This window comes from Methylobacterium brachiatum, assembly GCF_020523825.1.
Lineage (GTDB): Bacteria > Pseudomonadota > Alphaproteobacteria > Rhizobiales > Beijerinckiaceae > Methylobacterium > Methylobacterium brachiatum.
The window spans coordinates 33127-57635 of the sequence record NZ_JAJALK010000021.1 but is presented as its reverse complement, the minus strand read 5'-3'; the positions used below and the strand labels follow the sequence as shown (position 1 = coordinate 57635).

General features: G+C 71.1%; 23 protein-coding genes and 1 tRNA gene. 11 read left to right on the top strand and 13 right to left on the bottom strand.

What is annotated here, in order from left to right; genetic code table 11:
- Positions 1 to 2: 2 nt before the first annotated feature.
- The 8 genes from LGR69_RS28205 to chpT all read right to left on the bottom strand — a co-directional run bounded on the left by LGR69_RS28205 (position 3) and on the right by chpT (position 8374).
- Entirely contained in the window at positions 3 to 533 is a 531-nt protein-coding gene (locus tag LGR69_RS28205) for an isochorismatase family protein (protein WP_007567229.1), read from the bottom strand.
- A 5-nt stretch (positions 534 to 538) separates the two neighbouring features.
- Entirely contained in the window at positions 539 to 1555 is a 1017-nt protein-coding gene (locus tag LGR69_RS28200) for an asparaginase (RefSeq protein ID WP_091864095.1), read from the bottom strand.
- 180 nt (positions 1556 to 1735) lie between these two features.
- Positions 1736 to 2602 (bottom strand): CheR family methyltransferase, encoded by an 867-nt coding sequence (locus tag LGR69_RS28195; protein ID WP_007567233.1) that lies wholly within the window; start codon positions 2600 to 2602, stop codon positions 1736 to 1738.
- Positions 2599 to 3792, bottom strand: coding sequence for a chemotaxis-specific protein-glutamate methyltransferase CheB (gene cheB / locus LGR69_RS28190; protein WP_091864096.1), 1194 nt, complete (start codon positions 3790 to 3792; stop codon positions 2599 to 2601). Before cheB ends, LGR69_RS28195 begins: the two co-directional genes overlap by 4 nt.
- Positions 3793 to 3838: 46 nt before the next feature.
- On the bottom strand, positions 3839 to 4231 hold the full coding sequence (locus tag LGR69_RS28185) for a response regulator (RefSeq protein ID WP_007567237.1): 393 nt from the start codon (positions 4229 to 4231) through the stop codon (positions 3839 to 3841).
- A gap of 11 nt (positions 4232 to 4242) precedes the next feature.
- Positions 4243 to 4734, bottom strand: a complete 492-nt coding sequence (locus LGR69_RS28180; RefSeq protein WP_007567238.1) for a chemotaxis protein CheW — start codon at positions 4732 to 4734, stop codon at positions 4243 to 4245.
- A gap of 45 nt (positions 4735 to 4779) precedes the next feature.
- Positions 4780 to 7560 carry a hybrid sensor histidine kinase/response regulator gene (locus tag LGR69_RS28175; RefSeq protein ID WP_230368108.1) on the bottom strand — a complete coding sequence of 927 codons (2781 nt, stop codon included), beginning with the start codon at positions 7558 to 7560 and terminating at the stop codon, positions 4780 to 4782.
- 103 nt (positions 7561 to 7663) lie between these two features.
- Positions 7664 to 8374 carry a histidine phosphotransferase ChpT gene (gene chpT, locus LGR69_RS28170; protein ID WP_007567242.1) on the bottom strand — a complete coding sequence of 237 codons (711 nt, stop codon included), beginning with the start codon at positions 8372 to 8374 and terminating at the stop codon, positions 7664 to 7666.
- A gap of 443 nt (positions 8375 to 8817) precedes the next feature.
- Here chpT and LGR69_RS28165 point away from each other — a divergent pair, with 443 nt between their 5' ends.
- Both LGR69_RS28165 and LGR69_RS28160 read left to right on the top strand, forming a co-directional pair.
- On the top strand, positions 8818 to 11754 hold the full coding sequence (locus tag LGR69_RS28165) for a bifunctional [glutamine synthetase] adenylyltransferase/[glutamine synthetase]-adenylyl-L-tyrosine phosphorylase (protein WP_230368107.1): 2937 nt from the start codon (positions 8818 to 8820) through the stop codon (positions 11752 to 11754).
- 127 nt (positions 11755 to 11881) lie between these two features.
- The gene (locus LGR69_RS28160) at positions 11882 to 12766 is read left to right on the top strand and encodes a 3'(2'),5'-bisphosphate nucleotidase CysQ family protein (protein ID WP_370881418.1); all 885 of its coding nucleotides are present in this window, start codon (positions 11882 to 11884) and stop codon (positions 12764 to 12766) included.
- On the opposite strand, the gene LGR69_RS28155 is transcribed toward LGR69_RS28160, so the two are convergent.
- On the bottom strand, positions 12747 to 13208 hold the full coding sequence (locus LGR69_RS28155; RefSeq protein ID WP_230368105.1) for a YHS domain-containing (seleno)protein: 462 nt from the start codon (positions 13206 to 13208) through the stop codon (positions 12747 to 12749). The genes LGR69_RS28160 and LGR69_RS28155 overlap by 20 nt on opposite strands.
- Positions 13209 to 13565: 357 nt before the next feature.
- On the opposite strand from LGR69_RS28155, the gene LGR69_RS28150 reads away from it, so the two are divergent.
- From LGR69_RS28150 to LGR69_RS28120, 7 genes are all read left to right on the top strand, one after another.
- The gene (locus LGR69_RS28150) at positions 13566 to 14186 is read left to right on the top strand and encodes a DUF1134 domain-containing protein (RefSeq protein ID WP_007567251.1); all 621 of its coding nucleotides are present in this window, start codon (positions 13566 to 13568) and stop codon (positions 14184 to 14186) included.
- Positions 14187 to 14295: 109 nt separating this feature from the next.
- Positions 14296 to 14985, top strand: coding sequence for a hypothetical protein (locus LGR69_RS28145; RefSeq protein WP_230368104.1), 690 nt, complete (start codon positions 14296 to 14298; stop codon positions 14983 to 14985).
- Between the two features lie 127 nt (positions 14986 to 15112).
- The gene (locus LGR69_RS28140) at positions 15113 to 15415 is read left to right on the top strand and encodes a 3',5'-cyclic-nucleotide phosphodiesterase (RefSeq protein ID WP_230368126.1); all 303 of its coding nucleotides are present in this window, start codon (positions 15113 to 15115) and stop codon (positions 15413 to 15415) included.
- Between the two features lie 172 nt (positions 15416 to 15587).
- Positions 15588 to 15929 (top strand): lipoprotein, encoded by a 342-nt coding sequence (locus LGR69_RS28135; protein WP_230368103.1) that lies wholly within the window; start codon positions 15588 to 15590, stop codon positions 15927 to 15929.
- A gap of 133 nt (positions 15930 to 16062) precedes the next feature.
- Positions 16063 to 17331: a diaminopimelate decarboxylase gene (lysA, locus tag LGR69_RS28130; RefSeq protein ID WP_230368102.1), complete on the top strand. Its 1269-nt coding sequence runs from the start codon at positions 16063 to 16065 to the stop codon at positions 17329 to 17331.
- 32 nt (positions 17332 to 17363) lie between these two features.
- Positions 17364 to 18173, top strand: coding sequence for a glycosyltransferase family 2 protein (locus LGR69_RS28125; RefSeq protein WP_230368125.1), 810 nt, complete (start codon positions 17364 to 17366; stop codon positions 18171 to 18173).
- 12 nt (positions 18174 to 18185) lie between these two features.
- Positions 18186 to 18277, top strand: a tRNA-Ser gene (locus LGR69_RS28120).
- Positions 18278 to 18663: 386 nt separating this feature from the next.
- On the opposite strand, the gene LGR69_RS28115 is transcribed toward LGR69_RS28120, so the two are convergent.
- On the bottom strand, positions 18664 to 19329 hold the full coding sequence (locus LGR69_RS28115; RefSeq protein WP_230368101.1) for a hypothetical protein: 666 nt from the start codon (positions 19327 to 19329) through the stop codon (positions 18664 to 18666).
- Between the two features lie 426 nt (positions 19330 to 19755).
- Between LGR69_RS28115 and LGR69_RS28110 the strand changes: the two genes are divergently transcribed.
- Both LGR69_RS28110 and LGR69_RS28105 read left to right on the top strand, forming a co-directional pair.
- Positions 19756 to 20280 carry a TetR/AcrR family transcriptional regulator gene (locus tag LGR69_RS28110; protein ID WP_230368100.1) on the top strand — a complete coding sequence of 175 codons (525 nt, stop codon included), beginning with the start codon at positions 19756 to 19758 and terminating at the stop codon, positions 20278 to 20280.
- 10 nt (positions 20281 to 20290) lie between these two features.
- Positions 20291 to 21049 carry an SDR family NAD(P)-dependent oxidoreductase gene (locus LGR69_RS28105; RefSeq protein ID WP_230368099.1) on the top strand — a complete coding sequence of 253 codons (759 nt, stop codon included), beginning with the start codon at positions 20291 to 20293 and terminating at the stop codon, positions 21047 to 21049.
- Between the two features lie 96 nt (positions 21050 to 21145).
- Here the strand turns inward: LGR69_RS28105 and LGR69_RS28100 are convergent, their stop codons facing one another.
- From LGR69_RS28100 to LGR69_RS28090, 3 genes are all read right to left on the bottom strand, one after another.
- Positions 21146 to 22336: a patatin-like phospholipase family protein gene (locus LGR69_RS28100; protein WP_370881417.1), complete on the bottom strand. Its 1191-nt coding sequence runs from the start codon at positions 22334 to 22336 to the stop codon at positions 21146 to 21148.
- A 148-nt stretch (positions 22337 to 22484) separates the two neighbouring features.
- Positions 22485 to 23000 carry a Ros/MucR family transcriptional regulator gene (locus LGR69_RS28095; protein ID WP_230368098.1) on the bottom strand — a complete coding sequence of 172 codons (516 nt, stop codon included), beginning with the start codon at positions 22998 to 23000 and terminating at the stop codon, positions 22485 to 22487.
- The gene (locus tag LGR69_RS28090) at positions 22997 to 24508 is read right to left on the bottom strand and encodes an efflux transporter outer membrane subunit (protein ID WP_230368097.1); all 1512 of its coding nucleotides are present in this window, start codon (positions 24506 to 24508) and stop codon (positions 22997 to 22999) included. Before LGR69_RS28090 ends, LGR69_RS28095 begins: the two co-directional genes overlap by 4 nt.
- Position 24509 lies beyond the last annotated feature (1 nt).

The window sequence follows — 24509 nt, the reverse complement described above, 5'->3', positions numbered from 1 at the left end:
GGTCACTTGATCAGCTTGACCGCCTCGCGGAAGCGCGGGTGCCGGGCGGTGCCGAGCCACTCGAACACCACCATCTCGGTGGTGACGATCTCGGCCCCATGGGCCGCCATCCGGGCGAGGCCGGCGGCGCGGCTCTCGGGCCGGCGCGAGCCGACCGCATCCGCCACCACGCTGGCGCGCCGCCCGGCCTCCCGGAGCCCGAGCACCGTCTGCAGCACGCAGATATGCGCCTCGCAGCCCGCCACCACGAGGTCGCGGTCCCCGATCCGGTCGAGGAAGCCCGGCGCCTGGGCGGCGCCGAAGCTCATCTTCGCGAAGGCCGCCCCGGGTTCCGGGGCGAGCTCCGGCACGGTCGGCCCGAGCCCGCCGGCATTCTGCTCGGTGAACAGGACAGGCACGTCCAGCAGCTTGGCCGCCGCGATCAGGCGGTCCGTGTTGGCGATCACTCCGGCGCCATCCGCGATGGCCGGCATCAGCCGGACCTGGATGTCGATGACGAGGAGGAGGGACCGGGCGGGATCGATCAGGGGCATCGGGGTCAGTAGGTCGCGAAGAGGCGCGCGACCGCCTCGGGCTCCGTCGTGACGGTCAGAGCCAGGGCGAGCAGGATCCGGGCCTTCTGCGGGGTCAGGTTGTCGGCACTGAGGATGCCGCGGGTGCGCAGGCGCGTGGTCAGCGGCACGACCCCGCTGCCGGCCCGCGTCGACATCACCACCGGGATGCCCGCTGCCGCGGCCTCCTCCAAGGCGTCGGCCTCGGCCGGCGGCATCATGCCCGGGGCGAGCCCGGCCGCGACCAGGCCGCGCGCCCCCGCCTGCCGGAACGCCCGCACCGCGGTGCCGTCGGCATCGGCGTAGCCGTAGCACACGTCGACCCGCGGCAGGGCGGGCAGCGTCCGGATATCGAACGGGGTGCCGGGCGCGTGGGCCCGCTCGGAGCGGCGGTAGTACCGGACGCTGTCGCCGTCGACCTGGCCGAGCACGCCGAAATCCGGGGTCCGGAAGGTCTGCAGCCGGGCCACCGAGGTCTTGGTCACCTCGCGGGCAGCCTGGATCTCGTCGTTGAGCACCACCAGCACGCCCCGGCCGCGGGAGGCCGGCGCGGCGGCGGTGCGGATCGCCGCCACGAGATTGAGCTTCGCGTCGGTGGACAGGGCGCTCATCGGCCGCTGCGAGCCGACGAGAACCACCGGCAGGTCCACCGTCAGCGTGAGGCTGAGCGCGTAGGCGGTCTCCTCCAGAGTGGCGGTGCCGTGCCCGATGACGATGCCGGCGAGATCCGGATGCGCGGCGGCGGTCCGCTCGCACAGCAGGACGAGGTCGCGCCACTCGGCGAACCCGATCGCCGGGCTCGGGACCGCCCGGAACGGCACCGGGACCACGGTGGCGACCGCGGACAGTTCCGGGACCGCGTCCAGGATCGCGCCCGCTTCCAGGCGGCGGTCGGTGGCGGTGTAGTCGAGGATGTCGAGCGCATCGCGCCCGAGGGACGAGATCGTCCCGCCGGTGCCGATGAACGCGACCTTGGGCAATCCCGCCCCGTGTCCTGCCGCCATGCCGTGTCTCCTGGCCGTCCGGCCGTCCGCCGGTCCTGTCAGGTCCGTGATGCCGTCTCACTCGGCCACGGTCGACCCCGGCGCGCGCAGGCGGGCGATGCGCCCGACGATGGGGCGTCGATCGGGACGTGGAACGGCTGCCGGTCCGAACGCGGCTCGGACCGGCGGCGGGCTGGGCGCTCAGACGCCGGCGGCGACACGCATGGGTGCGGCCATCTCGGGCGTGCGGCCCACCGGTTCGGCATGGCCGTAGAGGCCGCGCTGCTTCGGGTTCGGGCTGAGCCGGTCGGTCAGGCCGATCACCGTCTCGGCCGCCCCGAGCAGGAGGGCGCCCCCCGGCGCGAGCTGGGCGGCGAGCCGGGCCAGCACGTCCGACTTGGTCGGCGCGTCGAAGTAGATCAGCACGTTGCGGCAGTAGATCACGTCGAACTGGCCGAGGGACGTGAAGCTGTGCAGCAGGTTGAGCTGACGGTAATCCACCATGGAGCGCAGGCTCTGGGCGATCTGCCACTGCTCGCCGATCTGGGTGAAGTACTTGATCAGCCACTGCACCGGCAGGCCGCGCTGCACCTCGAAGTGGCTGTAGAGGCCGAGCTTGGCCTTCTCGATCACCTCGGTGGACAGGTCGGTGGCCACGATCTCGACCTGCCACCCAGCGAGCTTGGGCCCGGCCTCCTGCAGCAGCATGGCCAGGGAATAGGGCTCCTGGCCGGTGGACGCCGCCGCGCACCAGATCCGCAGCCGGCGCTTGCTGGCGTTGCGCGCCAGGGCCTCCGGCAGGATCGTGTCGCGGAACAGGTCGAACGGGATGCGGTCGCGGAAGAAGAAGGTCTCGTTCGTGGTCATCGCCTCGACCACGGCGCGCTCGATCGCCCCGTCCTGGCCGAGCTTGAGCGCGCCGATCAGGTCGCCCAGGGCGGCGAGATTGAAGCGGCGGCAGACCGGGGTCAGCCGGCTCTCGACGAGGTAGCGCTTCTCCGCGGTCAGCGCGAGGCCGGAGCGCTGCTTGAGGAAGGTGCGCAGGTATTCGAACTCGAGCTCGGTCATGACGGCTGCCCCGTGATCAGGGCGCGCAGCGCCGTCGCGAGTTCGGGGAGTGGCAGCACGGCCTCGGCAAGGCCGGCCCGGGCGACGCTGCCGGGCATGCCCCAGACGGTGCTGGTCGCCTCGTCCTGGGCGAGGACCGGGCCGCCCGCGTCGGTGAGCGCGCGGGCGCCGTTGGTGCCGTCCGAGCCCATGCCGGTGAGGATCACCGTCGCGGTGGCGGCGCCGAACACCACGGCCGCGTCCTTGAACAGCACGTCCACGGCGGGGCGGCAGAAATTCACCGGCGGCCCGTCGGTGAGGCGGATCGTGGGCCCGTTGGGCCCGGCCACCAGCCCCATATGGCGCCCGCCCGGCGCCACGTAGATCCGGCCCGCCTCCAGGCGCTCGTCGGCCTTGCCCTCGGCGGCGCGCAGCCCGGTGCGGGTGGAGAGGTGCTCGGCGAACACGGCGGTGAAGATCGGCGGCATGTGCTGCACGATCAGCACCGGCACGCGGCGCAGGGCGGCGGCGCCGATCCCCTCCAGCATCTCGCCCACCGCGCGGGGCCCGCCGGTCGAGGAGCCGATCAGCAGGGCACGGGGCTGGGTCCGGTTGCGGACCTTCGGCCGGAGGGTGAACGGGGTGGGCGGCCGCGGTGAAGGCGCGGCGGGCGCCAGCGCGGGGGCCGCGTGGGCGGGGGCCGGTGCGGTCCCCGGGGCGCCGGCCGGACGCCGGGCGCGAGCCCGGGCGGCGCCGAACACCCGCACCCGCTCGATCAGCTCGACCCGGAAGGTCTCCGAGGTGGTGACGCCGCGGTTGCTCTCGGGCTTGGCGAGGTAGTCCACGGCCCCGAGCGCGAGGCATTTCAGGGAGATGTCGGCGTTCCGCGTGGTCAGCGTCGACATCATCACGACTTGGAGATTCGGGCTCATCGCGAGCATGCGCGGCAGCGCCGTCGTGCCGTCGAGCTCCGGCATCTCGATGTCGAGCAGCACGACGTCCGGATCGTGCTTGGCCATCATCTCCAGGGCGATGCGGCCGTTGGAGGCGGTGCCGGCGACCTCGAACCCGGCCTCGGTGATCCAGCGGGCGACGAGGCCGCGCACGACGGCGGAATCATCGGCGATCAGCACCCGGATCGGAGCCGCGGCGGAGGTCGTGGATTGCGCAGGCGGACTGCGGAGTGGGACGACCGCGGGGCTCAGGGCCATGATGATTGCCTCGGGTACTGGGTCTTGGATGATGTCGGCGTCGAAGTCAGGCGGCGTCGGCGACGAGGCCGACCTGTTCGAGCTTGGCCGCGAGGATATCGCGGTCGAAGGGCTTCATGATGTATTCGTCGGCCCCGGCCCGGAGGGCCCGGGCGATCGCCCCGACATCATTCTCGGTGGTGCAGAACAGGACCTTCGGCGTCGTGCCCCCCTCGCTCCGCCTGAGCGCCTGGAGGAAGGTGTAGCCGTCCATGTTCGGCATGTTCCAATCGAGCAGGATTGCGTCCGGCATGCTGGCGGCGCAGACTTCGAGGGCGGCGCTGCCGTCCTCCGCCTCGCTCACATTCATGCCCAGGGCCTCGATGATCCGCCGCGCGACCTTCCGGATCACCGCGGAATCGTCGACCACCAGGCAGGTCGTCTCGTGTGGCGCTTTCATCCCTCCTCTCCTTACGCCGCCTTCGCGCCGGCAGCGCTGAAGCCGAGAAGCGCGTCCACGTCGAGGATCACCAGGAGGCGACCGTCGAGGCGGTGGACGCAGGTGGCGAGGTTGCGCCAGCGCGGATCCAGGTTGATCGGAACCGCCTCGCGGCTGTCGGTGCCGAGCTTCAGCACCTCGCCGACGCCGTCGACCACGAGTGCGAAGGTCTCGCCGCCCTGCTCGAGGCCGATCGCCATCTTGGGATTGGCCTTGTCGTCCTGGGTCTCGGCGTCGGGCATACCCAGGCGCCGGCGCAGGCACACGGCGGTGACCACGCGTCCGCGCAGGTTGAGCAGGCCGACGATCTCGGACGGCGCCAGGGGCACCGGCGTCACGCCCGAGGGGACGAACACGTCGTGGACCCGCTCGATCGCCAGGCCGAACAGGGTGTCGCCCACGAAGACGGTGACGTAGTCGTCGGTTGGGCCGGTCTCGGCGCCGTTGGCATTGGCAGCCTGCATCAGAACTCTCCGGATTCGATCGTCGTATGGCGGGCTGAGCCGGGATCAGGCGGCTTGGGAGACGGCGGTGGGGTTGATCTCGGCCAGGGCCGCGATCAGACCGCTGCGGTCGAACTTGGCCACGAGGTCGGTGATCGCTAGGGACCGGGCCCGCTCCACCGCGTCGGCGCCCACCGTCCCGGTGAGGCCGATCACCGGCAGGCCGGCGACCCGCGGCTCGCCGCTGCGCATGGCGGCGACGAGATCGAAGCCGCTGCGGCCGGGCATTTCCAGGTCGGTGACCACGACCTCGATCCGCGGATCCGACTGGAGGATCGACAGGGCGGCATCGGTGCTCGCCGCCGTGATCACCTGGTAGCCCGCGGCCTTCAGCACCGGGCTCAGCATGTCGCGGAAGAAGGCCGAGTCGTCGACCAGCAGCAGGGTCGAGACCTGCTCCGCCCGCTTCGGGCCGCGGGCCCAGTCGTCGTAGGCGAGCGGCAGGAAGTGGGCGATGTTGATGATGTCGGTGGCGCGGCCGCGCAGCACCGCCGAGCCGATCAGGTCCGAACGGTCGGCCGCGATCTCGATGTCCAGGCGCTCCTCGACGATGTCGACGATCTCGTCGACCACGAGGCCCATCGCCCGCTCGCCGTCGGAGAACACCACCAGGGCCTGCGTGCCTTCCGAGCGGATCGTGATCGCCGGATCGGCCGGGACCAGCGGCATCAGCCGGCCGCGGTACTGGATCAGCGGGCGGCCGCCGAGCCACTCGACCTTGTCGCACTCGATCTCCTCGAGGCGCGTGACCAGGGAGAGCGGCACCGCCTTGAAGCTGCCCTGGCCGCCCTTGAACACCAGCAGGGTGGTCTTGGTATCGCCCATCTCGGATGCCTCCGCCTCGGCGTCGGAATCCGCGTGGCCGCTGCTGCCCTGGACCCCCTGGGCGACCTGCCGGGCCACGCCGTTGGGATCGATGATCAGCACCACGGCGCCGTCGCCGAGGATCGTGTTGCCGGCAAACATCGGGATGTGCCGGAGCTTGGCCGACATCGGCTTCACGACGATTTCCTCCGTGTGGAAGACCTCGTCGACCAGGATGCCGAAGCGCTCGCGCCCGACCTGGGCCACGACCACGAAGCCCGCCTGGGCCGTCTCGTCGCCCTGGCCGCCCGACTGCCCGAGCAGGCCGGTGAGCGAGACGATCGGCAGCAGCCGCTCGCGCAGGCGCAGCACCGGCGAGCCGTTGATGCGCTCGACCCGCTGGGCCCCGGCATCGACCCGGACCAGCTCGAGCACGGCCACCTGCGGCAGGGCGAAGCGATGCTCGCCGGCGCGCACGATCAGGGCGGCCACGATCGCCAGCGTCAGCGGGATCTTGATGGTGAAGGTGGTGCCGCGGCCCGCCGTGGTGGCGATGTCGATGATGCCGCCGATGGTCTCGATGTTGGTCTTGACCACGTCCATGCCGACGCCGCGGCCCGACACCGACGTGACCGCCGCCGCGGTCGAGAACCCGGCGTCGAAGATGAACTTGGCGACCTGCGCGTCGGTCATCCGCTCGACATCGGCCTGGGCCGCCAGCCCGCGCTCCACCGCCTTCTTGCGGATCGCCGCGAGGTCAAGACCCTTGCCGTCGTCGGCGATCTCGATCGTGATCGTGCCGCCCTCGTGATAGGCGGCGAGACGGATCGTGCCGCGGGCCGGCTTGCCCGCCGCGATGCGCCCGGCGGTCGATTCCAGGCCGTGATCGGCCGAGTTGCGGACCATGTGGGTCAGCGGGTCCTTGATCACCTCAAGGACCTGCCGGTCGAGCTCGGTCTCGGCGCCGACCATCACGAGGTCGATCTGCTTGCCGAGTTCGGCCGAGAGGTCGCGCACGACGCGCGGCAACTTCTGCCAGGCGCTGCCGATCGGCTGCATGCGCGTCTTCATGACGCCTTCCTGCAGCTCGGCCGTGACGTGGGACAGGCGCTGGAGCGGGACCTTGTAGCTCGAATCCTCGTGCCGGCGGGCGATCTCGAGGAGCTGGTTGCGGGTCAGCACCAGCTCCGAGACCATGGTCATCAGGTGCTCGAGCGTATCCACGTTCACGCGGATCGTCTGGATCTTGCTCCCGGCCGCCGTGGTCTCCGTGGCCACCACGGCCTCGGTGTCGCCCGCGGGCTCGGCCCTGGCGGACTCGGCCTCGGCCGGCTCGGCCTTCGGGGCCGCCGGCTTGGGCTCCACGGCCTTGGGCGCCGCCGGCTTGGGGGCTTCGGCCTTGGGGGCCTCAACCTTGGGAGCCTCGGCCTTCGGCGCCTCGACGGGGGCCGAAACCGGCGCCGCGAAGTCAGCCTCGCCCGGGCCCGGGGCCGCCAGGAAGGCCGCCTCCAGCTCGTCGAGGGTCACCTCGCCGGGCTTCAATTCGCGCGAGACCGGGTCCGGCAGCACCGGCTCGGGCGCCGGGGCGGGCGCGGCCTGGGGCTCAGGCTCGGCCGACGCCAGGCGATCCAGCTCGGAGATGAGATCGTCGTCGGAGCCCGCCGGCTCGGTGCCGGTGGCCTCGAGATCGGCCAGGATCGCCTTGAGCCGGTCCAGGGTCGAGAGAATCACCGTGACCGATTCGGAGGTGGCGGGCAGGCCGTCCCGGAAGCGGCCCATCAAGGTCTCGGCGGCATGCGCCAAGGCTTCGAGGCGCGGCAGGCCGAGAAACCCGCAGGTTCCTTTGATCGTATGGACGAGGCGAAAGATGTTCCGCAGAATCGTCTGGTTATTCGGATCCTGTTCGAACCGAACCAGTTCAGCATCGACCGTGTCGAGGTGCTCCCCGCTCTCGGTCAGGAACTCACGAAGCAGGTCGTCCATAGGCGATACTCGTTACACGGAGAGGCTCTCGCGCAACGTACTTACTCAAGCCGGGTTAGGGAAGCGTTTCGATCCCCTCCCCACCCCATGCTTTTCCAGTTTTTTACGCCAGCGCGGTATCGGAAGCTTCGTCACCAGCCTCCGTCGGCGCCGCGATCACTGTCGGCGAGGCCGTGATCGTCACTTCATCACCTTCGATGGCGAATCGCACATCCATGGCGGCGGCCCGCGCCACGAGGCCGGCATAGAACGGCAGGATGCCGTGGGCGTCGACGGTGCCGCTCTCCGGGCTGCCGGCCATCAGCTCCTCGACATGGGGCGGGATGCGGGCATGCGAGCCCTTGGCGGTGAGCACGAGGGTCGGCGCCTCGCCGTCGCCCGAGACGGTGACGTCGATCAGCCCGCCCCGCGGGATCGCCGAGGTGGCGATCATCACGAGGTTCAGGAGCAGCTTCACCTTGTTCTTGGGGAACAGGGCCTGCGGCGCGCTCCAGGCGAGCTTGGTCTTCTCGTCGCTGAACATGCCCTTGGCCACGCTCTCGGCGTCGGCGAGGTCGATTGAGGCGCCGGCCGATCCGGCCGCGCCGAAGGCGATGCGGGCGAATTTCAGCCGGGCTGAGGCCTGGCGGGCGCTCTTGCCGATCAGCTCGAGGGCGAAGGTGCGCATCGACTCGTCATCGTCATCCTCCAGCACCTCCAGCCCGTTCACGATCGCGCCGACGGGGCTGATCACGTCGTGGCAGACGCGGGAGCAGAGCAGGGCGGCGAGGTCGAGGCCGTCGAGATTCAGGCGGGGTGCGTTCGGGGAGGACATGGTGCGCTCCGGGCGGGCGGATCTGGAGGTCGAACAATCTGCGGGCCGGCCCGTCGCTTCGGAGCCGCCGATCCTTGGCCGCCCGACATGGCGGTCGAGTCCCCGCGAAACATCCCGCGCGGCCCGCCGGTCGGGCCGGGGGCAATGGACCGGTCCGCACGGATAGACGCCACGTTCGGCTTTGAAAAGCGTTACCGGCCGGCACCGGTGCCGGCCGCGCCGGGATCGGGTACGGTGCCGACCAACGCGGATCGGCCACGATGCGGACCGCGAGCAGTCCCGGGGTCGCGCCCGTTCGGGCCCGGCTCGAGCCAGGGAGGAATCGGCGTGACACGCGAGACCGCCGGCCGAACCACGGCCTCTAAAGCCCCGGCGCCTCCCGGCGCGGCCGCCGGCCGGCCCCCGGCATCCCCACGCAGCCAACCACGCTGAGGCGGCACCCCATGCAGCCCGAACCCCCATTGTCCGAGAGCCTGCGGCCCAGCCTGCAACCCGCCGACCCCGATGCGGCCGGCGCGCGCCTCGCCGAGATCGAGCCGGCCTTCCCGGCCGGTTTCCTCACCCCGGCCTGCCGCACCCTGCTGCTCGGGCTGGCCGACCATTCGCCGTTCCTCTGGCAGGCCGTCACCCGCGCGCCGGAGCGCCTCGTCGCGCTGATGGGACAGCCGCCGGAGGCCGCCAGCCGGGCGATCATCGCGCGGCAGCGCGCCGTCGGGGGCGCCTGCGGCGAGAATCCCGACCTCGCGGAGGTCGCCCGCCGACTCCGCCGCAACCGGGAGGAGCATGCCCTCCTGGTGGCGCTGGCCGATCTCGGCGGCTGCTGGGATCTCGACGCAGTCGTCCAGGCCCTGTCCGCCTTCGCCGACGCGTCGGTGAGCGCGGCCACCGACGCGCTGCTCCGGCAAGGCATGGCGGCCGGACGGTTCCGAGCGCAGGACCCGGAGGCGCCGCAGGTCGGCTCCGGGCTGGTCGTCCTGGCGCTCGGCAAGCATGGCGGGGCCGAGCTGAACTATTCCAGCGACATCGACCTCATCGTCTTCTACGAGGCCGAGCGCGCCGCGGCCGCCACCGGCGGGGATCCCAAGGCGTTCTTCGTCAAGCTGGCGCAGGGGCTGGTGAAGCTCCTGTCCGAGCGCACCGCCGACGGCTACGTCCACCGCATCGACTACCGGCTGCGCCCGGATCCGGGCTCCACGGCGGTGGCGCTCTCCACCGGCTTCGCCTTCGACTACTACCAGACGCTGGGCCAGAACTGGGAGCGCGCCGCCTTCATCAAGGCCCGGCCGATCGCCGGCGACATCCCGGCCGGCGCGGCGTTCCTGGCCGATCTGGCGCCGTTCATCTGGCGCCGGCACTTCGACTTCGCCGCCATCGCCGAGATCCACGCGATGAAGCGGCAGATCCACATGGTCCGCGGCCACGACACGATCACGGTGGCCGGCCACGACATCAAGATCGGCCGCGGCGGCATCCGGGAGATCGAGTTCTTCGTCCAGACCCAGCAGCTCGTGTTCGGCGGCCGCAAGCCCGCCTTGCGGGGGCGCCGGACCGTCGAGATGCTGGGCCGTCTCGTCGAGGAGGGCTGGATCGACGCCCAGGCGCGCGACGAGCTCACGGCGGCCTACGGGTTCCTGCGCACCCTCGAGCACCGGATCCAGATGATCCGCGACGAGCAGACCCAGCGGCTGCCGACCGGGGATGCGGCGCTCGACGCGCTGGCGCGGTTCGCGGGGTTCGACACGCGGGGGGATTTCGAGACGGCGCTGCTGCACCATGCCGGCCGCGTCCAGGCGCACTATGCCCTGCTGTTCGAGACCGCGCCGGGGGACGGCGCCCCGGAGTACAGCCTCGTCTTCGGCGAGAGCGAGCCCGACCCCGCCACCCTGGAGGCCCTGGCGGCGTTCGGGTTCCGCGATCCCCGGCTCGCCTGGGAGACCGTGCAGGGCTGGCATGTCGGCCGCCGTCCGGCGCTCCAGACCGGCCGGGCGCGGGAGATCCTGGCCGAGCTGCTGCCGAGCCTCCTGCGGGCGCTCGGCGGGACCGCCGATCCGGACGCGGCCTTGCTCACCCTCGACCGGGCCTTCGCCCGGATGCCCGCGGTGGCGGAGCTCTTGGCCATCCTGCGCTCGCACGAGCGCCTGCGCCTCCTGTTCGCCGACATCCTGGGGACCTCGCCCCATCTCGCCGACACGGTCAGCCTCAGCCCCCACGTCCTCGACACGTTGCTCGACCCCGATTTCGTGGCGCCGGCGCCGGGCCCCGATCAGGTGCGCGACCAGTACCGGGCGCTGGTCGGGCAGCCGGCGAGCCACGAGGAGTTTCTGGATCGCTGCCGGGACGCCACCCGGCAGATGGCCTTCGTCAACGGCGCGCGGCTCCTGTCCGGCCTGATCACGCCGCGTCAGGCCGGGGAGGCCTATTCGGCCCTCGCGGAGGCCACGGTCGCGCTGAACCTCGAAGCGGAGGAGCGCCGGTTCGCCCAGGACCACGGCGCCGTGCCCGAGGGCCGGTGCTGCGTCCTGGCCCTCGGGCGGCTCGGATCCCGGCAGCTCAGCGCGGTCTCCGACCTCGATCTGGTCTTCCTGTACGATTTCGATCCGGATGACCGGATGACCGACGGCCCGCGCCCGCTCGACGCGGTCGTGGCCTATAACCGCCTGGCGCAGCGCCTCTACGCGGCGCTCACCACCGCGACGCGCCGCGGACGGCTCTACGCGGTCGACCTGCGCCTGCGGCCCTACGGCAGCCACAGCCCGCCCGCCGTGCAGCTCAACGGCTTCGTCACCTATCAACGCGAGGCCGCCGAGCCCTGGGAGCACATGGCCCTCACCCGGGCCCGGGTGGTGGCGGGCGATCCCGCGCTCGGGGCGGCGGTCATGGCGGCGATCGCCGAGACCGTCGGGCAGCCGCGCGATCCCGCGCAGGTCTGCGCCTCGGCCGGGGAGATGCGCAGGCTCGTCGCCGAGGAGCGCGGCCATGCCGGTCCCTACGACCTCAAACTCGCCCCCGGCGGGCTGTTCGACCTCGACTTCCTGGCCCAGTCCATCGTGCTGAGCGCCCCCCAGATCCAGACCGACGGCATCGGCCTCTCCGGCGAGGCGGTGCTCCGGCTGGCCGGAGAGCGCGGTATCCTGGCCGCCGCCATCGCCGAGCCCCTGGCCGAGACCTACGCGTTCCTCGACGCGGTCTACCAGTGGCAGCGGCTGGTGATGGCCGATCCCGGCTCCACCCCCTCGGACAGCGCGGCTCGGCAGATCGCCAAGGCGGTGGGCCTGCCGGATGCCCGCAGCCTCGCGGCCGAACTGCATCGCCATCGCCGCCGGACCTGCGCTCTGCTCGCCCGGATCAAGCGGACGGTAATCGGGGCATCGACGCGGTAGCGGGCGTCGGACCCGGATCCACTCGGCAGGCCGTCCGCGATCGAGACCCCGCAACGGAACCGGTCCCCGGCCCGACATGTCGACAAGCCCGACCCGCTCGGGCATGCAGGCGGGTATGGGAGGCGACATGATAAGCGCGGCGATGTTTTCGGGGCCTGAGCGCGAGCGGATCGCCGCGGCGCTCGCCGAGATCGCCTGCGCCGCCGGAGAGGTGCTGCGCCGCTATCATCGCGGTCCCTGCCCGCACGCCCTGAAGGCGGACGGCTCGCCGTCGAGCGCCGCCGATATCGAGGCCGAGGCGCTGATCGTCGCCGCGCTCGCCGCGCGGTTTCCCGGCATTGCCGTCATCGCCGAGGAGAGCGCCGCGGCCGACGAACTGGCGGCGCGGCCGTCGCAGCACTTCTTCCTGGTCGATCCCCTGGACGGCACCCGCGACTTCCTGGCCGGGACGCCGGATTACTCGGTCAACATCGCCCTGGTGGCGGGCGACCGGCCGGTGGCGGCCGCGCTCGTGGCCCCGGGCCTCGGCCGGGCCTGGTGGGCGGGCGATGCCACCGTCGAGGCTTCCGTGATCGAGGGGCACCCGGGCGCGGGCCGGCCGGTGCGGGCCCGACCGGCGCCGTCGAGCGGCCTCGTGGCCCTGGGGAGCCGGCGGCACGGCGACCCCGAGACCGCCCTCTGCCTCGCCGCCCTGCCCGTGTTGGAAACCCGCCGATCCGGCTCGGCGCTCAAGTTCGGATTGATCGCCGCCGGCGAGGCGGATGTCTACATCCGCTGCGGACCGACCATGGAATGGGACACGGCGGCCGGCGACCATATCCTGGCGGCGGCCGGGGGCTGCGTCGTGATCCCGGGCGGCGGCCCGATCCTGTACGGGCGCTACCGCGCCGGCTACCGCAACGGGCCGTTCGCGGCCCTGGGCGATCCGGAGCTGGCCGCCGGCCTCGCCCTGCCCGCCCCCGGCGGAGCCGGCGGCGCGCCGGAGCAGCCTCTCACCGCGGCGCATCGCTGAACGGCACATCCAGCTGGTCCTGCAAGCCGGGCCAGGCCGCCTCCGCCTGCCGGACCAGCTCGGGGTCCGCCAGGAACCGGGCGCGCCGCCCGGCATCCCGGAACAGGTAGAGGCGCTCGTCGATCACCGCGAAGACCAGGGGGTCGGCATCGACCAGGCGGCCGTCCAGGATCCCGGCGGCGTCGAAGCCGCCGAGCCGCGGGGCATAGACCTCCGGGCTGCCCTGAAAGGCGGCGCGGTCGGCGCCGCTGGCGAAGCGCCAGACCCGGCCGCCCCAGGACAGCTCGAACCGCGCGGCGCCGGCCCGCGGGCCCTCCTTCAGGAAGTAGCTGACCGGGTCGAAGCCCTTCAGCGCCAGAAGCTCGATCGTGGTCACGCCCGGCTCGGCCGCCGGCACGCCGGCCGCCATCAGGATCGCGGCGAGCGCCAAGGCGGGAGCCATGACAGCGCGCAGGCGCGATCGCGGCGCGAGATGGCGCCGGATCCTGTCACGCCGCGCCTGCGTCGAGGCCGGGGCGGCGTCAGGGCGCGTTAACCACATCTTGCGGTTTCCCTCAGAAGCTGGTCCGACATAGCGGTCCGCGCCGTCCCGGATGGCGGGCCCGTCCTCAGGCCGATCCCGGTCGCAGGTGCGGCCGAGGCCGGCCCTTTGGCGCGGCGGCAGGGATCCACCGCGGAACCGTAAGAGCATCGTCCCGAAAGCAGGACACCGGCTTTCGGAAAAAGACGATGCGGAGTCAAAGACCGACGGCATCGGCCCGGATCCGATGCGGTCGTCGAACCGGGTGAGGAGGCAACGATGACGGCACGAGACGAGCGCGGCACCCACCGCCGCCACCTGCTCCGCGCGGGCCTCGGCCTGGCGCTCGGCACGCCGCTGGCGGGCCTCGCCGGGGTCGGCGCTGCGCTGGCGCGCGGCGAGGACACGGACACGCCCGAGACATTCCGCCCCGGCGAGATCGTCGAATCGGGCCACCGCTTCTTCGGCTCGGTCTCGCGCGGCCTGGCGCTCACCGTCGAGGAGGCGGGGCGGCGCTGGGGCGAGCCGAACGGCTACATCCTCGGGCAGGAGGGCGGAGGCGCGGTGGTGGCCGGCGTCCGCTACGGCGAGGGCACGCTCTACACCCGCAACGCCGGCCAGCGGCGCGTCTATTGGCAGGGGCCGTCGCTCGGCTTCGACGTCGGCGGCGACGGCGCGCGCACCATGATGCTGGTCTACAACCTGCCGAACGTGCGCGAGCTGTTCCGGCGCTTCGGCGGGGTCGACGGCTCGGCCTACCTGGTCGGCGGCTTCGGCATGACCGCGGTGGTGAGCGACCGCATCATCGTGGTGCCGATCCGCAGCGGCGTCGGCGCACGGCTCGGCATCAATGTCGGCTATCTCAAGTTCACCCGGGAGGCGACCTGGAACCCGTTCTGATTGATGAGCGTAGCTTGATTTCGCCCTGGCGACCGACCTGGGTTAGACTGACACTGGGCCGGGCTTTCCGGCCGCATGCGCGGGCTGCTCCCTCGTGATCGAAACGGTGATGATCTTCGCGCTGGGCTTCCTGGCGGCGAGCCTGTGCGGCCTCCTGCTGCTCCCGGCGCTCAACGCGCGCGCGGCCCGTCTGGCGCGGCGGCGTGCGGAGGCGCGGCTGCCGCTGTCGCCGGCCGAGATCGCCGCGGAGCGGGATTTCCTGCGCGCACAATTCGCCGTGCAGCAGCGCCGTCTGGAGCGTCGGGTCGAGACCGTGCAGGCCAAGCGCCACGCCGACCTCGCCGCGATCGGCGCCGGTGCCATGCGGGCGGCGGCCCTGGCCCGCGACGTCGCCGCGCGGGATGCCGAGATCGCGCAGGCCCAGGCCAAGACCCGGGAGCTCGAAGCGGAACTGAGCAGCGCCCGCGAGGACGGCACCGCGAGCTTCGCCACGTTGCGCGCCCTCGAGGAGGCGCATGCCGACCTGCTCGACAGCCTTCTGGCGATTCGACAGGGCCGCCACGCCGACCGGCCCCAAGCTGAGGATTCCACCGCTCTGGCGGCCGAGCGCGACGATCTGCGCGCCAGCCTGAAGGCCGCCGAGGAGGCCCTGGCCCAGAACCTGGCGGACCGCCAGGGCGGCGTCGAGCGCGAGAACGCCGACCTGCGCCGGCGGATCACCGAGGTGGCCGACGCCCTGACCGGCCAGGACCGGATGCCCCGGGCGGCATTCCCGGCTCCGCAACCCGAGCGCGTCTGACCGGGCTGCCAGGACGGATCCTCACCGAGAAACGTTCGTCGGTTGCCTTGTTTCGACCATGCAATGGCATCATCGCAACCGGGACTTATCCCGACATTCCTGACTCCGAGAGATGGTACGTATCCCCATGCGCCTGAAGCCAATCCTTCTCGCCGTCGCGGCGGCCGCCGCCCTGACGCTCCCGGCTGCGGCGCAGCAGTCGAAGCGCGGCAACGAGACCCTGAAGAAGTACTGCACCGGCGACTACCTGACCTATTGCGGCAACCTCGCCCCCGACGATCCGGCCACCGACGCCTGCTTCCAGAAGAACTGGAAGAAGCTCAGCGAGAATTGCCGTCGGGCAATCGACGCCTACGAGGCGCAGCAGCAGCAGGACGCCCCCGGCAAGGGCAAGCAGGGCGCGCGGGGAACCCGCGAGCAGCGCGGCTGAGGCACGCCGCCTCGCGGCCGGACCGGCTGCCGGTTCGGCGCGACCGGACCTGGTGAAGCGAGGCCGGGAGGCGTGTGGCGGCCGCGCGCTCGCGCATGCGCCCGGCAACCGCTAAGGTGAGGCTCCCCGCCGGCCTCGAGCGCCGGCGCCGAGCCCGCCGGACCCTCGCGCGATGTTGTCGTCTCCCGCCCTGAAGCTCCTGGCCGCGTCCGGCCTCGTCGCCGTCGCGGTCTCCGCCTGCGGACGCCGCGGCTCCCTCGAGCCGCCTCAGACCTCGGCCCCGGCCGCGCAGACATCGACCAACTCGGTCAACGGCCGCCGGACCCTGCCGGTCTCCGTCGGGCTGGGCGGAGGCGCCGCCGAGCCGACGCCCGCCGGCGTGCAGGCCGGCGACGAAGTCGCCATCGCGGCGATTCCCCCGGGCGGCACGGGCGCACCGGTCGAGACCAGCCGCGGCGCCAAGCGCGGCTATCGGATCCCCAAGGAGCCTTTCATTCTCGATCCGCTGCTGTAGACGGCGGGGGCCGGAGCATCGCTCCGCGCCTGCGCCGTTCCGCGCCCCTCCGCGATGGGCGCCCGACAGCGGGCGGCCGGGATGTTTCACGGGAAACACCCGCGCTCCGGCGCGCAGGAGAGACACGGCCGAGATGCACCATTTCCACTATTGCGACGGCCGCCTGCAGGCCGAGGACGTCGACCTGACGGGCCTCGCCGCGGAGGTCGGCACGCCGTTCTACTGCTACAGCACCGCCACCCTGGAGCGGCACTACCGGGTATTCGCCGAGGCCTTCGCGGGCGACGACGCGCTGGTCTGCTTCGCCATGAAGGCGAACGCGAATCAGGCCGTTCTGCGGACGCTCGCGGCCCAGGGCGCCGGCATGGACATCGTCTCGGGCGGCGAGCTGCACCGGGCGCTCGCCGCCGGGGTCGATCCCGCCAAGATCGTCTTCTCCGGCGTCGGCAAGACCCGGGACGAAATGGTCGCCGCGCTCCGGGCCGGCATCTTCTGCTTCAACGTCGAGAGCGAGCCGGAACTGGCCCAGCTCTCCGAGACGGCGACCGGTCTCGGCCTGACGGCGCCGGTCTCGGTGCGGGTCAACCCGGACGTGGATGCCGGCACCCACGCCAAGATCTCCACGGGCAAGTACGAGAACAAGTTCGGCATCCCGATCACCCGGGCCCCGGAGGTCTACGCCGCGGCCGCCGCCCTGCCGGGGATCGCGGTCCACGGCGTCGACATGCATATCGGCAGCCAGATCACCGACCTGGCGCCCTTCGCCAGCGCCGCCCGGCTCCTCGCCGACCTCGCCCGGCAGCTCCTGGCCGCGGGCCATCCCCTGCAGCACATCGATTTCGGCGGTGGCCTCGGCATCCCGTACCGGGACGACAACGCCCCGCCCCCCGACCCCGCCGCCCTGGCCGCGACCCTGCGGCCGCATTTCGCGCCGCTCGGCCTGCGCCCGGTCTTCGAGATCGGCCGGATGATCTGCGGCAATGCCGGAATCCTGGTGACCCGGGTGCTGTACGTGAAGCATTCGGAGGGCCGCACCTTCGTGATCGTCGACGCCGCGATGAACGACCTGATCCGCCCGACCCTGTACGAGGCCTATCACGGCCTGCGCCCGGTGGCCGAACCGGGGCCGGACACGCCCCGGATGGTCGCCGATGTGGTCGGCCCGGTCTGCGAGAGCGGCGACTACCTCGCCCTCAACCGCGAGATGCCGGCGGTGAAGGCCGGCGACCTGATCGCCGTGATGAGCGCGGGCGCCTACGGGGCGGTCCAGGCCTGCACCTACAACACCCGCCCCCTGGTGCCGGAGGTGCTGGTGCGGGGCGACCGGGCGGCCGTGGTGCGCCCGCGGGTGAGCGTGGCGGATCTCGTCGCCCTCGACCGGGTGCCGGACTGGCTGGCGTGACCGACGCGGCGATGGACGCCCCGGCGAGCGACGTGGCGCCGCTGCCCCTGTCGATCTTCATCATCGCCCGGAACGAGGCCGATCGGATCGGCGCGACGATCCGGGCGGTGCGCGACCTGACCGACGACCTCGTGGTGGTCGATTCCGGCTCCACGGACGGCACCCAGGCGCTCGCGGCCTCTCTCGGCGCCCGGGTGATCCACAATCCCTGGCCGGGCTACGGCCCGCAGAAGCGCTTCGCCGAGGAGCAGTGCCGGCATGTCTGGCTCCTGAACCTCGACGCCGACGAGGTTGTCCCAACCGCGCTCGCCGCCGAGATCCGCGCCCTGTTCGCCGCCGGCGAGCCCAGCCGGCCGGCCTGGCGGATCGGCATCGCCGAGGTGTTTCCCGGCGAGGGCCGGCCCCATCCCTGGGCCTACACGCTCACGCCGGTGCGGCTCTACCGCAAGGACCGGGGCCGCTACGCCCCCTCCCCGGTCCACGACCGGGTCGCCCTGGAGCCCGGGGTGAAGCCCGGCCGTCTCCGGGGGGTGATCCACCATTTCTCGGTGCGCTCCCTGGGCGACCAGCTCGACAAGCTCAACCGCTATTCCGACCAGCAGGCCGACGACCTCGAGGCCCGGGGCGTGGTGATTCCGACCTGGCGGGTCTTCGTCGAGCTGCCGGGCAACTTCCTCAAAGCCTATCTCGGCCGGCGCCACGTCCTGCGCGGCACCTACGGCTTCCTGACGGCCATGAACTACGCCATGTCGCGGCATCTGCGCATCGCCAAGCACTACGAACGCCGCCGCCGCACAACGACCGGCCCGGATCGGGTTGACCCGCCCGATCCGACCTTCTAGAGCCAGAGCGCCGGAGACGTGGCCGAGCGGCTGAAGGCACTCGTTTGCTAAATGAGCATACCCCGAAAGGGGTATCGAGGGTTCGAATCCCTCCGTCTCCGCCACTACCGAACCCCCATCATAACGTGTTGTTTTGATTGGGCTTTCGGCTGCGCGAAAACCGCATTTGTCCCCGATTTGTCCCCGAATGAGTTGGCTGTGGAAAGCCTGGGCGCATGCCTCTCGCGAGCGCGCCCGCATCGGCCCCGCAGGCGACGGGCCGAAATTCCCCGCCGGCCTGGCCTCGCCGGTTTGCCCATAAGGCCCGGCGGACCCTCCCAGGCACGCCACCTCTGCACCTTCCCGTGTCGGAAGGGGAGCGACAGGTCTGCGGCACGGCATGGCTCGGGGTTTCGCATCGGGCCTGCGGACCCCGCAACCACGTCGGTCGCGAGGCCCTGGCGTGATCGCGCCAGGCTTGGCTTTGGCTCCTCGAAGCCTTCTTGCGGCGCTAGATGTCCTCGTAGTCGTACATACCCTCGGTATCGATGCCGCCACCGGTGTCGAACTCGGGCCGCGCATAGGCGACGCGGCCCGCGATGCGTTCGAACGTCAGGTCGCTCGTGAACAGGATCTTGTCGCCGTGGTAGGCCCTATCGGGATCGTTCTCCCCGTCCATCGAGCCCGCAACGGTCACGACGAGCGCATCCGGGTTCGGTCGGAAGTCGTACCCGTCGATGTAGATCTCGTCGAAATAAGCGTTCATTGACGCCATCTCACCAGACAATGCCTCCTCGATCTCGGAGGGGTTGCGCTGCACGTAATCGTTGACCTCGTCGCTTAGGTCCCGGGCCAGCCAGACCTCGCCGGTAAAGTGCCCAGACGCCACGAGGAACGCTCCCAATACGGATGCGAAACCGTTCACGTCGGGAGGGCCGACGAGGTCCTTCTGGATCTGGCGGACCCGTCCGTCCATCAAACGGAGGTCGGGGATGAGGATCTCGGCCTCAGCCATCTCGGTCAGCGGAAACCGCCGCTCCGCCTGGAGGGCTGCCGCCGTGGGGTAGCCGAGATAGGCGGCGACGATCTCATGTGCATGGCCTGATCCGAGCCTCTTGCCGGTCAGGTTCTCATAGGTCGAGCGCAGGTGATCCGCGCAGTCCTTGGGAAGGGACATGGCATATCCATTTCAACCCGGCGTCTTGTAGGGGTAATCAAAAGCGCTTCATGATCACCCTGCGCCGGCTGAGATGGTTGCCGTACAGAGATCGATCCGAAATCGAATTCGCCGCCTTTTGGGTCGCTTGCAACCCAGGCTGTATGAAAGCGGACATCACCACCCAGACCACTCCCGACCCAAAGCAGGCCTGGGGAAGGTCCGCTTTCAGGCTCGTCCGCAACCTGCTGGGCGTGTCACGCAACACTCTGAAGCAAGGCTTAAGCGCGGAAGTCATGCAGGGGGGGGTGACCGAGGCTTGCGGAATTTGGCACTCAGTGCCACATAACTGCTATGTCGAAAGCGTCACCGAAAGCACACCCGCCCCCCGCATCCCGCTCATCCAACGTTCGCGCCTCGAATGCTGATGCCGTCCGAAACAGCATCGTGGATGCGGCGATCAAACTGTTCCTCCATGACGGCTTTGCCGAGACCTCTGTAGATGCCATCGCGCTTGCTGCGGATGTCTCTCGCCGCAGCGTCTTCCGCTACTTCGCGACCAAAGAGGACATCGTCCTCACCTGGGCCATGTCGACCGGCCCCGATCTTGTGCGTGAACTCGATGTGCTCGATTGCGCAGTGGACCCGGTGCAAGCAGCGCTCTGCGCGGTTACGCGCCACGTCGAGCGGCACGGAGCCGAACATGCGGTCTCGCTTGCGCTTGGACAATTGATTGAGCGGACCCCCTCACTGCGGGCGAGAGCGCACGAGAAGTATCTCGGCTGGGAGGATCTGCTCTCGCAAGCTCTAACGGACCGTGGCGCTACCTCTGTCGCCGGTCGCATGGCAGCTGCGCTGGCAGTTAGCGGCCTGCGCATCGCCGTTCGCGAGTGGATTGCCAGCGAAGGCAGGCATCCAGTCGGCGACTTCCTGGCGGAAGCTTACCGCCCCTTCTCCAGTCTCATTCCATAAGGACCGCATCATGAACGACATGCAGGGCGAAGTGATCATCGTTACGGGTGGCACGCGCGGCCAGGGCGAGGCGGAGGTGCGCCTTCTGGTGGAGGCCGGCGCCAAGGTCGTGTTCGGTGGTCGCGATGAAGCGGACGGGCAGCGCATCGCCGGGGAACTCGGTGGAGACGCGCGCTTCCTGCGCCAGGACGTCGGCGTGGAGGCAGATTGGGTAGCCATCGTAACTCACGCCGAGGAAACGTTTGGCAAGGTCACGGGGCTGGTGAACAACGCTGGCGTGACCATCACCGGCCTGGTGACGGATCTCGACGCCGAGACTGTGATGGAGGGCATCCGCATCAACCAACTCGGCCAACTGCTCGGCATGAAGCACGTCGTTCCGGCCCTGCGCCGCAACGGGGGCGGCACCATCGTCAACATTGGGTCCGAGGCGGGTGTTCGAGCTGCACCCTACGCCATTGCCTATTCCGGCACGAAGGCGGCGATTGGCGGCATGACGCGTACGGCCGCCATCGAACTGGCTGGTGACGGCATCCGGGTCAACCTCGTCACTCCTGGTCCAATCGACACCCCGATGATCGAGAACGCAGCAGGTGCGGGCGCAGCCAAGAAGATGGGGGCTATCGTTCCCCTTGGACGTGTCGGGCAGCCACTGGACGTAGCCCACGCCGTCGTGTTCCTTCTCTCGAAGGAGGCCGGCTTCATCACCGGTGCCGAATTGGCCGTGGACGGCGGTCGCACGGCTGCTCCGGCCAGCGCTTTTAATTGAGCCATGAACAGACTGATCGTCTTCGGCGGCCCGCGAGAAGCAGGGCCGACATCGACGTGAGCGGGGTCCTGGAACCCCGCATGCCTCCGCCGCCCGTCATCGAGACGCAAGCGTGCTCGCCACGATCGGCGCGACTGGGACCGTGTCCTGCCACGCGGTGCCCGACCGGGCCTTCTCGTAGCCGATCCGATGGAGGCTGCGCATGTAGGCCGTGTCGAACCCCTTCGCAGCGGTCGTGCGCGGCGCCGCGCCGTCGATGTAGGTCAGGTGAAATCCGATTCGGTTCGCCCGCGCGAACGCGTAGGTCGCGGCCAGGCTCGCGCGGCTGCGGGCCTGGCTGCCCGTGGCGACCGTCTCCTTGACGATAGACAGGGTGTCGTCGGGGACGAGCTCGAAATCGGGCTCGATCCGTCCGTTCATCAGCACGTAGATGTCGGCCTTGGTCGGCGCGGAGACGTGGCCGCGGCCGTTCGCGATGACGGCCTGCGGGACGGTGAAGACCGGCGTGACCACCGAGCCGTCGACGTGGAGTTCCTGAAAGCCGTGGCCCGCCGCCTCGACGTCGAGGAGTTGCGCCGGGAAGACGGCGGGCACGCTAGCCGAGGCCGTGAGCACGTCGCGGAACAGCGCCGCCGCATTCGGGGCGCCGCTCGCGGCGATGACGCCCATGTTCCAGATCATGGCCCTTTTCGAGTCCAGGTTGGTCGTGACGACCAGCAGGCGGCGACCCTTGGCGTGCTCCGCCGCGACCGCCGCGAGCAGATCCGGCGTGACGTAGCGCCCGACGAGGTCGCGCAGGCGCCCGTCCCCGAACAGCCCCGACCCGAACACGACGTTCACCAGGTTCGGGTCCTTCACCAGCGTGCTCGCCACGCCGCTGGTGTAGATCTCCTCCAGCACCGGGTCGTAAGCCGGGCCGAGGAAGGCGAAGGGCGCCGTCAAGGCTCCCGTGCTGACGCCGGAGACGAGGCTGAACTCCGGGCGCGTCCCGGCCTCCGACCAGCCCTTGAGCACGCCCGCGCCATAGGCGCCGTCGCCGCCGCCGCCCGAGAGGGCGAGGTAGGCGAACGGTCGGGCGCGGGCCCCGGGCGCCGCCATCATCGCCGTGAGGGTCGCGACCGATGCATCCGCGAATGCGCGGGCGTTCGGGATGCCGGCCACCTCCGCGGCCTGGGCCTCAGCGGCCGTGTAGGGCTGTCGCGGCACCGAGGCGCACGCTCCCAGCGCCAGCGTCGCCGTCAGCATGAGAACCTTGGAGGGTGTAACGGGCCGCCGGGGCGAGGTCATCGGGCTTGATCCTGTCGTGGGGCGTCGCCCGGGTCGGGAAGATCCCGGGAATGGCAAGCGGCCGGCCCGATGTTGATCGGGAAGGGTCGGACCGGCCGTCGCACCGCGCGATGAGGGGGCAGTCGCGCGATCCGGAAAAGTTTGTCGCTCAAGCCGTCGGTGCGGGCACGCCCGAACGTCGCTCCGACCTCTCGCGGGTGGAACCCGCTCGGGCGGCGTCGTCCCGCTTGAGGTCCAAGCCGATTCCCTTGGCGATGTCGGACCGTCTCTGCTTGTAGGCGGAGGCGACCATGGGATAGCCGGCGGGGAGGCCGTAGCGTTCGCGGTAGCTGGACGGGTCGAACCCGTCGGCGGTCAGGTGACGCTTGAGCGTCTTGTAGGTCCCGCCATCGATGAAGCTGACGATCCCGTTGGGTCGGACCGACGCACGTATCGCCGCCGCGTTCGGGCGTGCGACCCGTTCGACCGGAGCCGAAGTTCGGTCTGCGAGCCGCAGGAATGCGGCGTGGACGAATTTCACCAGGTCCGGCACGTCCCGCGCCGGCAACCTGTTGTTCGCGACATAGGCTTCGACGACCTCGATGGCGCACGCGAGGGACCTGGAAGGAATGTTGTCCGGAGCATCGGTCACGGTCCTCTCCTTCAGGTCGGGAAAGCGGGTCATCGCCGGGCCACCGACATGCGTTCGTCCGGCAGGCTCCAGCCTAGCCCCAGACTCTTCTGGAGCGCGACGTAGTCGTTGGTGTACTCGGCCTGCGCCTGGGCGAGGCCCTGCTCGGCCTGCAGGCGCTGGCGCTCGACGTCGAGCACGTCGATGGTGCTGATCGTGCCGGCGGTGTTGCGCTGGTCGGTGAGCATCGAGGCCTTGCCGGCCGAGGCGCTGGCCCGGGCGAGGCGGGCGACGGTCGCGCGCTGGTGGCCGTAGCGCGACAGGGCGGTCTCGGCGTCCTGCAGCGCCTGGAGCACCGTCTGCTCGTATTGCGCCAGCGCCTCGTCGGTCCCCGCCTCTGACTGTCGGATCTGCGCCAGCGTCCGACCGAAATCGAGGATGTTCCAGGATAGCGTCGGCCCGAGGGTGTAGGTCGAGGCGGCGAGCGAGCCGATGGAGCCGATGTTCGGCGAGACCCATCCGGCGTTCCCGAGGAGGCTGACCTTCGGGAACAGCCTCGCCACCGCCTGTCCGATCTGGGCGTTGGCGGCGGCGATCTGGCGCTCCGCGCGACGGATGTCCGGTCGGCGGCGGAGCATGCCCGCCGGATCGCCCACCGCCAGCGTGGAGGGCGGCACCGGCACAGGGCGGGCGGGCTTCAGGAGGGCGTCGACGGCGCCCGGCTCGCGCGAGACGAGCACCGCGATCTGGTTCAGGGATTGGTCGATCTGCGCCTGGAAGGCGGGCGCCTGGGACGCGGTGGTCTCGAACTGCGTGCGCAGGCGCTCGACGTCGAGGGACGAGGCGGCCCCGCCGGCGAGCCGCTGCTGGCTCAGGCCTACGGCCTCGCGCTGGAGCGACGCGGCGCGCAGGGTCAGGGCGAGGCGGCGCTGCGCCCCGCGAAGCGTGACGTAGGCCTGCGCGACTTCGGCGGCGACCTGGACCTGCGCGTCCGCCACCGCGGCCTCGGCAGCCTCGCCCTGCGCGGCCGCCTGCTCGATGGCCCGCTGCTTGCCGCCGAAGATGTCGATCTCCCACGTGGCGTCGAAGCTGGCGTTGTAGAGGTCGGTATTGATCGACTTCGGAATCGTCACGGCGCCGTCGGCCGACCCCGTGGCGGAGCCGAGGCCGCTCGTGAGCCCACGGCCGACGAAGTCCCTGACGGGGAACTGGTTGTTGAGCGCAACCGCGTTCGAGGAGACCGTCGGGGCGAGGTCGGCGGTACGCTGGGCCAGCATGGCGCGGGACTGGCGCAGCCGGGCCGAGGCGACCTGCACGTTCGTGTTGGTCGCAAGCGCCTCCTCGACGAGGTCGGACAGGATGGGATCGCGCAGCGACGTCCACCACCGGGCCGGCGGGTCGACCGGCACCATGCGCGCGGAGGTGGCGCGGACGAAGGGGGCGCCGCTCTCGGCGCGCTGCGCGGCGACCGGCGAGCCGGCGTAGTCGGGGCCGACCACGCAGCCGCCGAGGAGGCCGGCGACCGCCAGGGCGAGGCCGGGACGGGCATTCAGGGGAAACATC

Excerpts from the sequence above, each read along its gene's own strand:
- LGR69_RS28205 (WP_007567229.1), bottom strand. The coding sequence starts at position 533 with ATGCCCCTGATCGATCCCGCCCGGTCCCTCCTCCTCGTCATCGACATC.
- LGR69_RS28200 (WP_091864095.1), bottom strand. The coding sequence starts at position 1,555 with ATGGCGGCAGGACACGGGGCGGGATTGCCCAAGGTCGCGTTCATCGGC.
- LGR69_RS28195 (WP_007567233.1), bottom strand. The coding sequence starts at position 2,602 with ATGACCGAGCTCGAGTTCGAATACCTGCGCACCTTCCTCAAGCAGCGC.
- cheB (WP_091864096.1), bottom strand. The coding sequence starts at position 3,792 with ATGGCCCTGAGCCCCGCGGTCGTCCCACTCCGCAGTCCGCCTGCGCAA.
- LGR69_RS28185 (WP_007567237.1), bottom strand. The coding sequence starts at position 4,231 with ATGAAAGCGCCACACGAGACGACCTGCCTGGTGGTCGACGATTCCGCG.
- LGR69_RS28180 (WP_007567238.1), bottom strand. The coding sequence starts at position 4,734 with ATGCAGGCTGCCAATGCCAACGGCGCCGAGACCGGCCCAACCGACGAC.
- LGR69_RS28175 (WP_230368108.1), bottom strand. The coding sequence starts at position 7,560 with ATGGACGACCTGCTTCGTGAGTTCCTGACCGAGAGCGGGGAGCACCTC.
- chpT (WP_007567242.1), bottom strand. The coding sequence starts at position 8,374 with ATGTCCTCCCCGAACGCACCCCGCCTGAATCTCGACGGCCTCGACCTC.
- LGR69_RS28165 (WP_230368107.1), top strand. The coding sequence starts at position 8,818 with ATGCAGCCCGAACCCCCATTGTCCGAGAGCCTGCGGCCCAGCCTGCAA.
- LGR69_RS28160 (WP_370881418.1), top strand. The coding sequence starts at position 11,882 with ATGATAAGCGCGGCGATGTTTTCGGGGCCTGAGCGCGAGCGGATCGCC.
- LGR69_RS28155 (WP_230368105.1), bottom strand. The coding sequence starts at position 13,208 with ATGGCTCCCGCCTTGGCGCTCGCCGCGATCCTGATGGCGGCCGGCGTG.
- LGR69_RS28150 (WP_007567251.1), top strand. The coding sequence starts at position 13,566 with ATGACGGCACGAGACGAGCGCGGCACCCACCGCCGCCACCTGCTCCGC.
- LGR69_RS28145 (WP_230368104.1), top strand. The coding sequence starts at position 14,296 with ATGATCTTCGCGCTGGGCTTCCTGGCGGCGAGCCTGTGCGGCCTCCTG.
- LGR69_RS28140 (WP_230368126.1), top strand. The coding sequence starts at position 15,113 with ATGCGCCTGAAGCCAATCCTTCTCGCCGTCGCGGCGGCCGCCGCCCTG.
- LGR69_RS28135 (WP_230368103.1), top strand. The coding sequence starts at position 15,588 with ATGTTGTCGTCTCCCGCCCTGAAGCTCCTGGCCGCGTCCGGCCTCGTC.
- lysA (WP_230368102.1), top strand. The coding sequence starts at position 16,063 with ATGCACCATTTCCACTATTGCGACGGCCGCCTGCAGGCCGAGGACGTC.
- LGR69_RS28115 (WP_230368101.1), bottom strand. The coding sequence starts at position 19,329 with ATGTCCCTTCCCAAGGACTGCGCGGATCACCTGCGCTCGACCTATGAG.
- LGR69_RS28105 (WP_230368099.1), top strand. The coding sequence starts at position 20,291 with ATGAACGACATGCAGGGCGAAGTGATCATCGTTACGGGTGGCACGCGC.
- LGR69_RS28100 (WP_370881417.1), bottom strand. The coding sequence starts at position 22,336 with ATGACCTCGCCCCGGCGGCCCGTTACACCCTCCAAGGTTCTCATGCTG.
- LGR69_RS28095 (WP_230368098.1), bottom strand. The coding sequence starts at position 23,000 with ATGACCCGCTTTCCCGACCTGAAGGAGAGGACCGTGACCGATGCTCCG.
- LGR69_RS28090 (WP_230368097.1), bottom strand. The coding sequence starts at position 24,508 with ATGTTTCCCCTGAATGCCCGTCCCGGCCTCGCCCTGGCGGTCGCCGGC.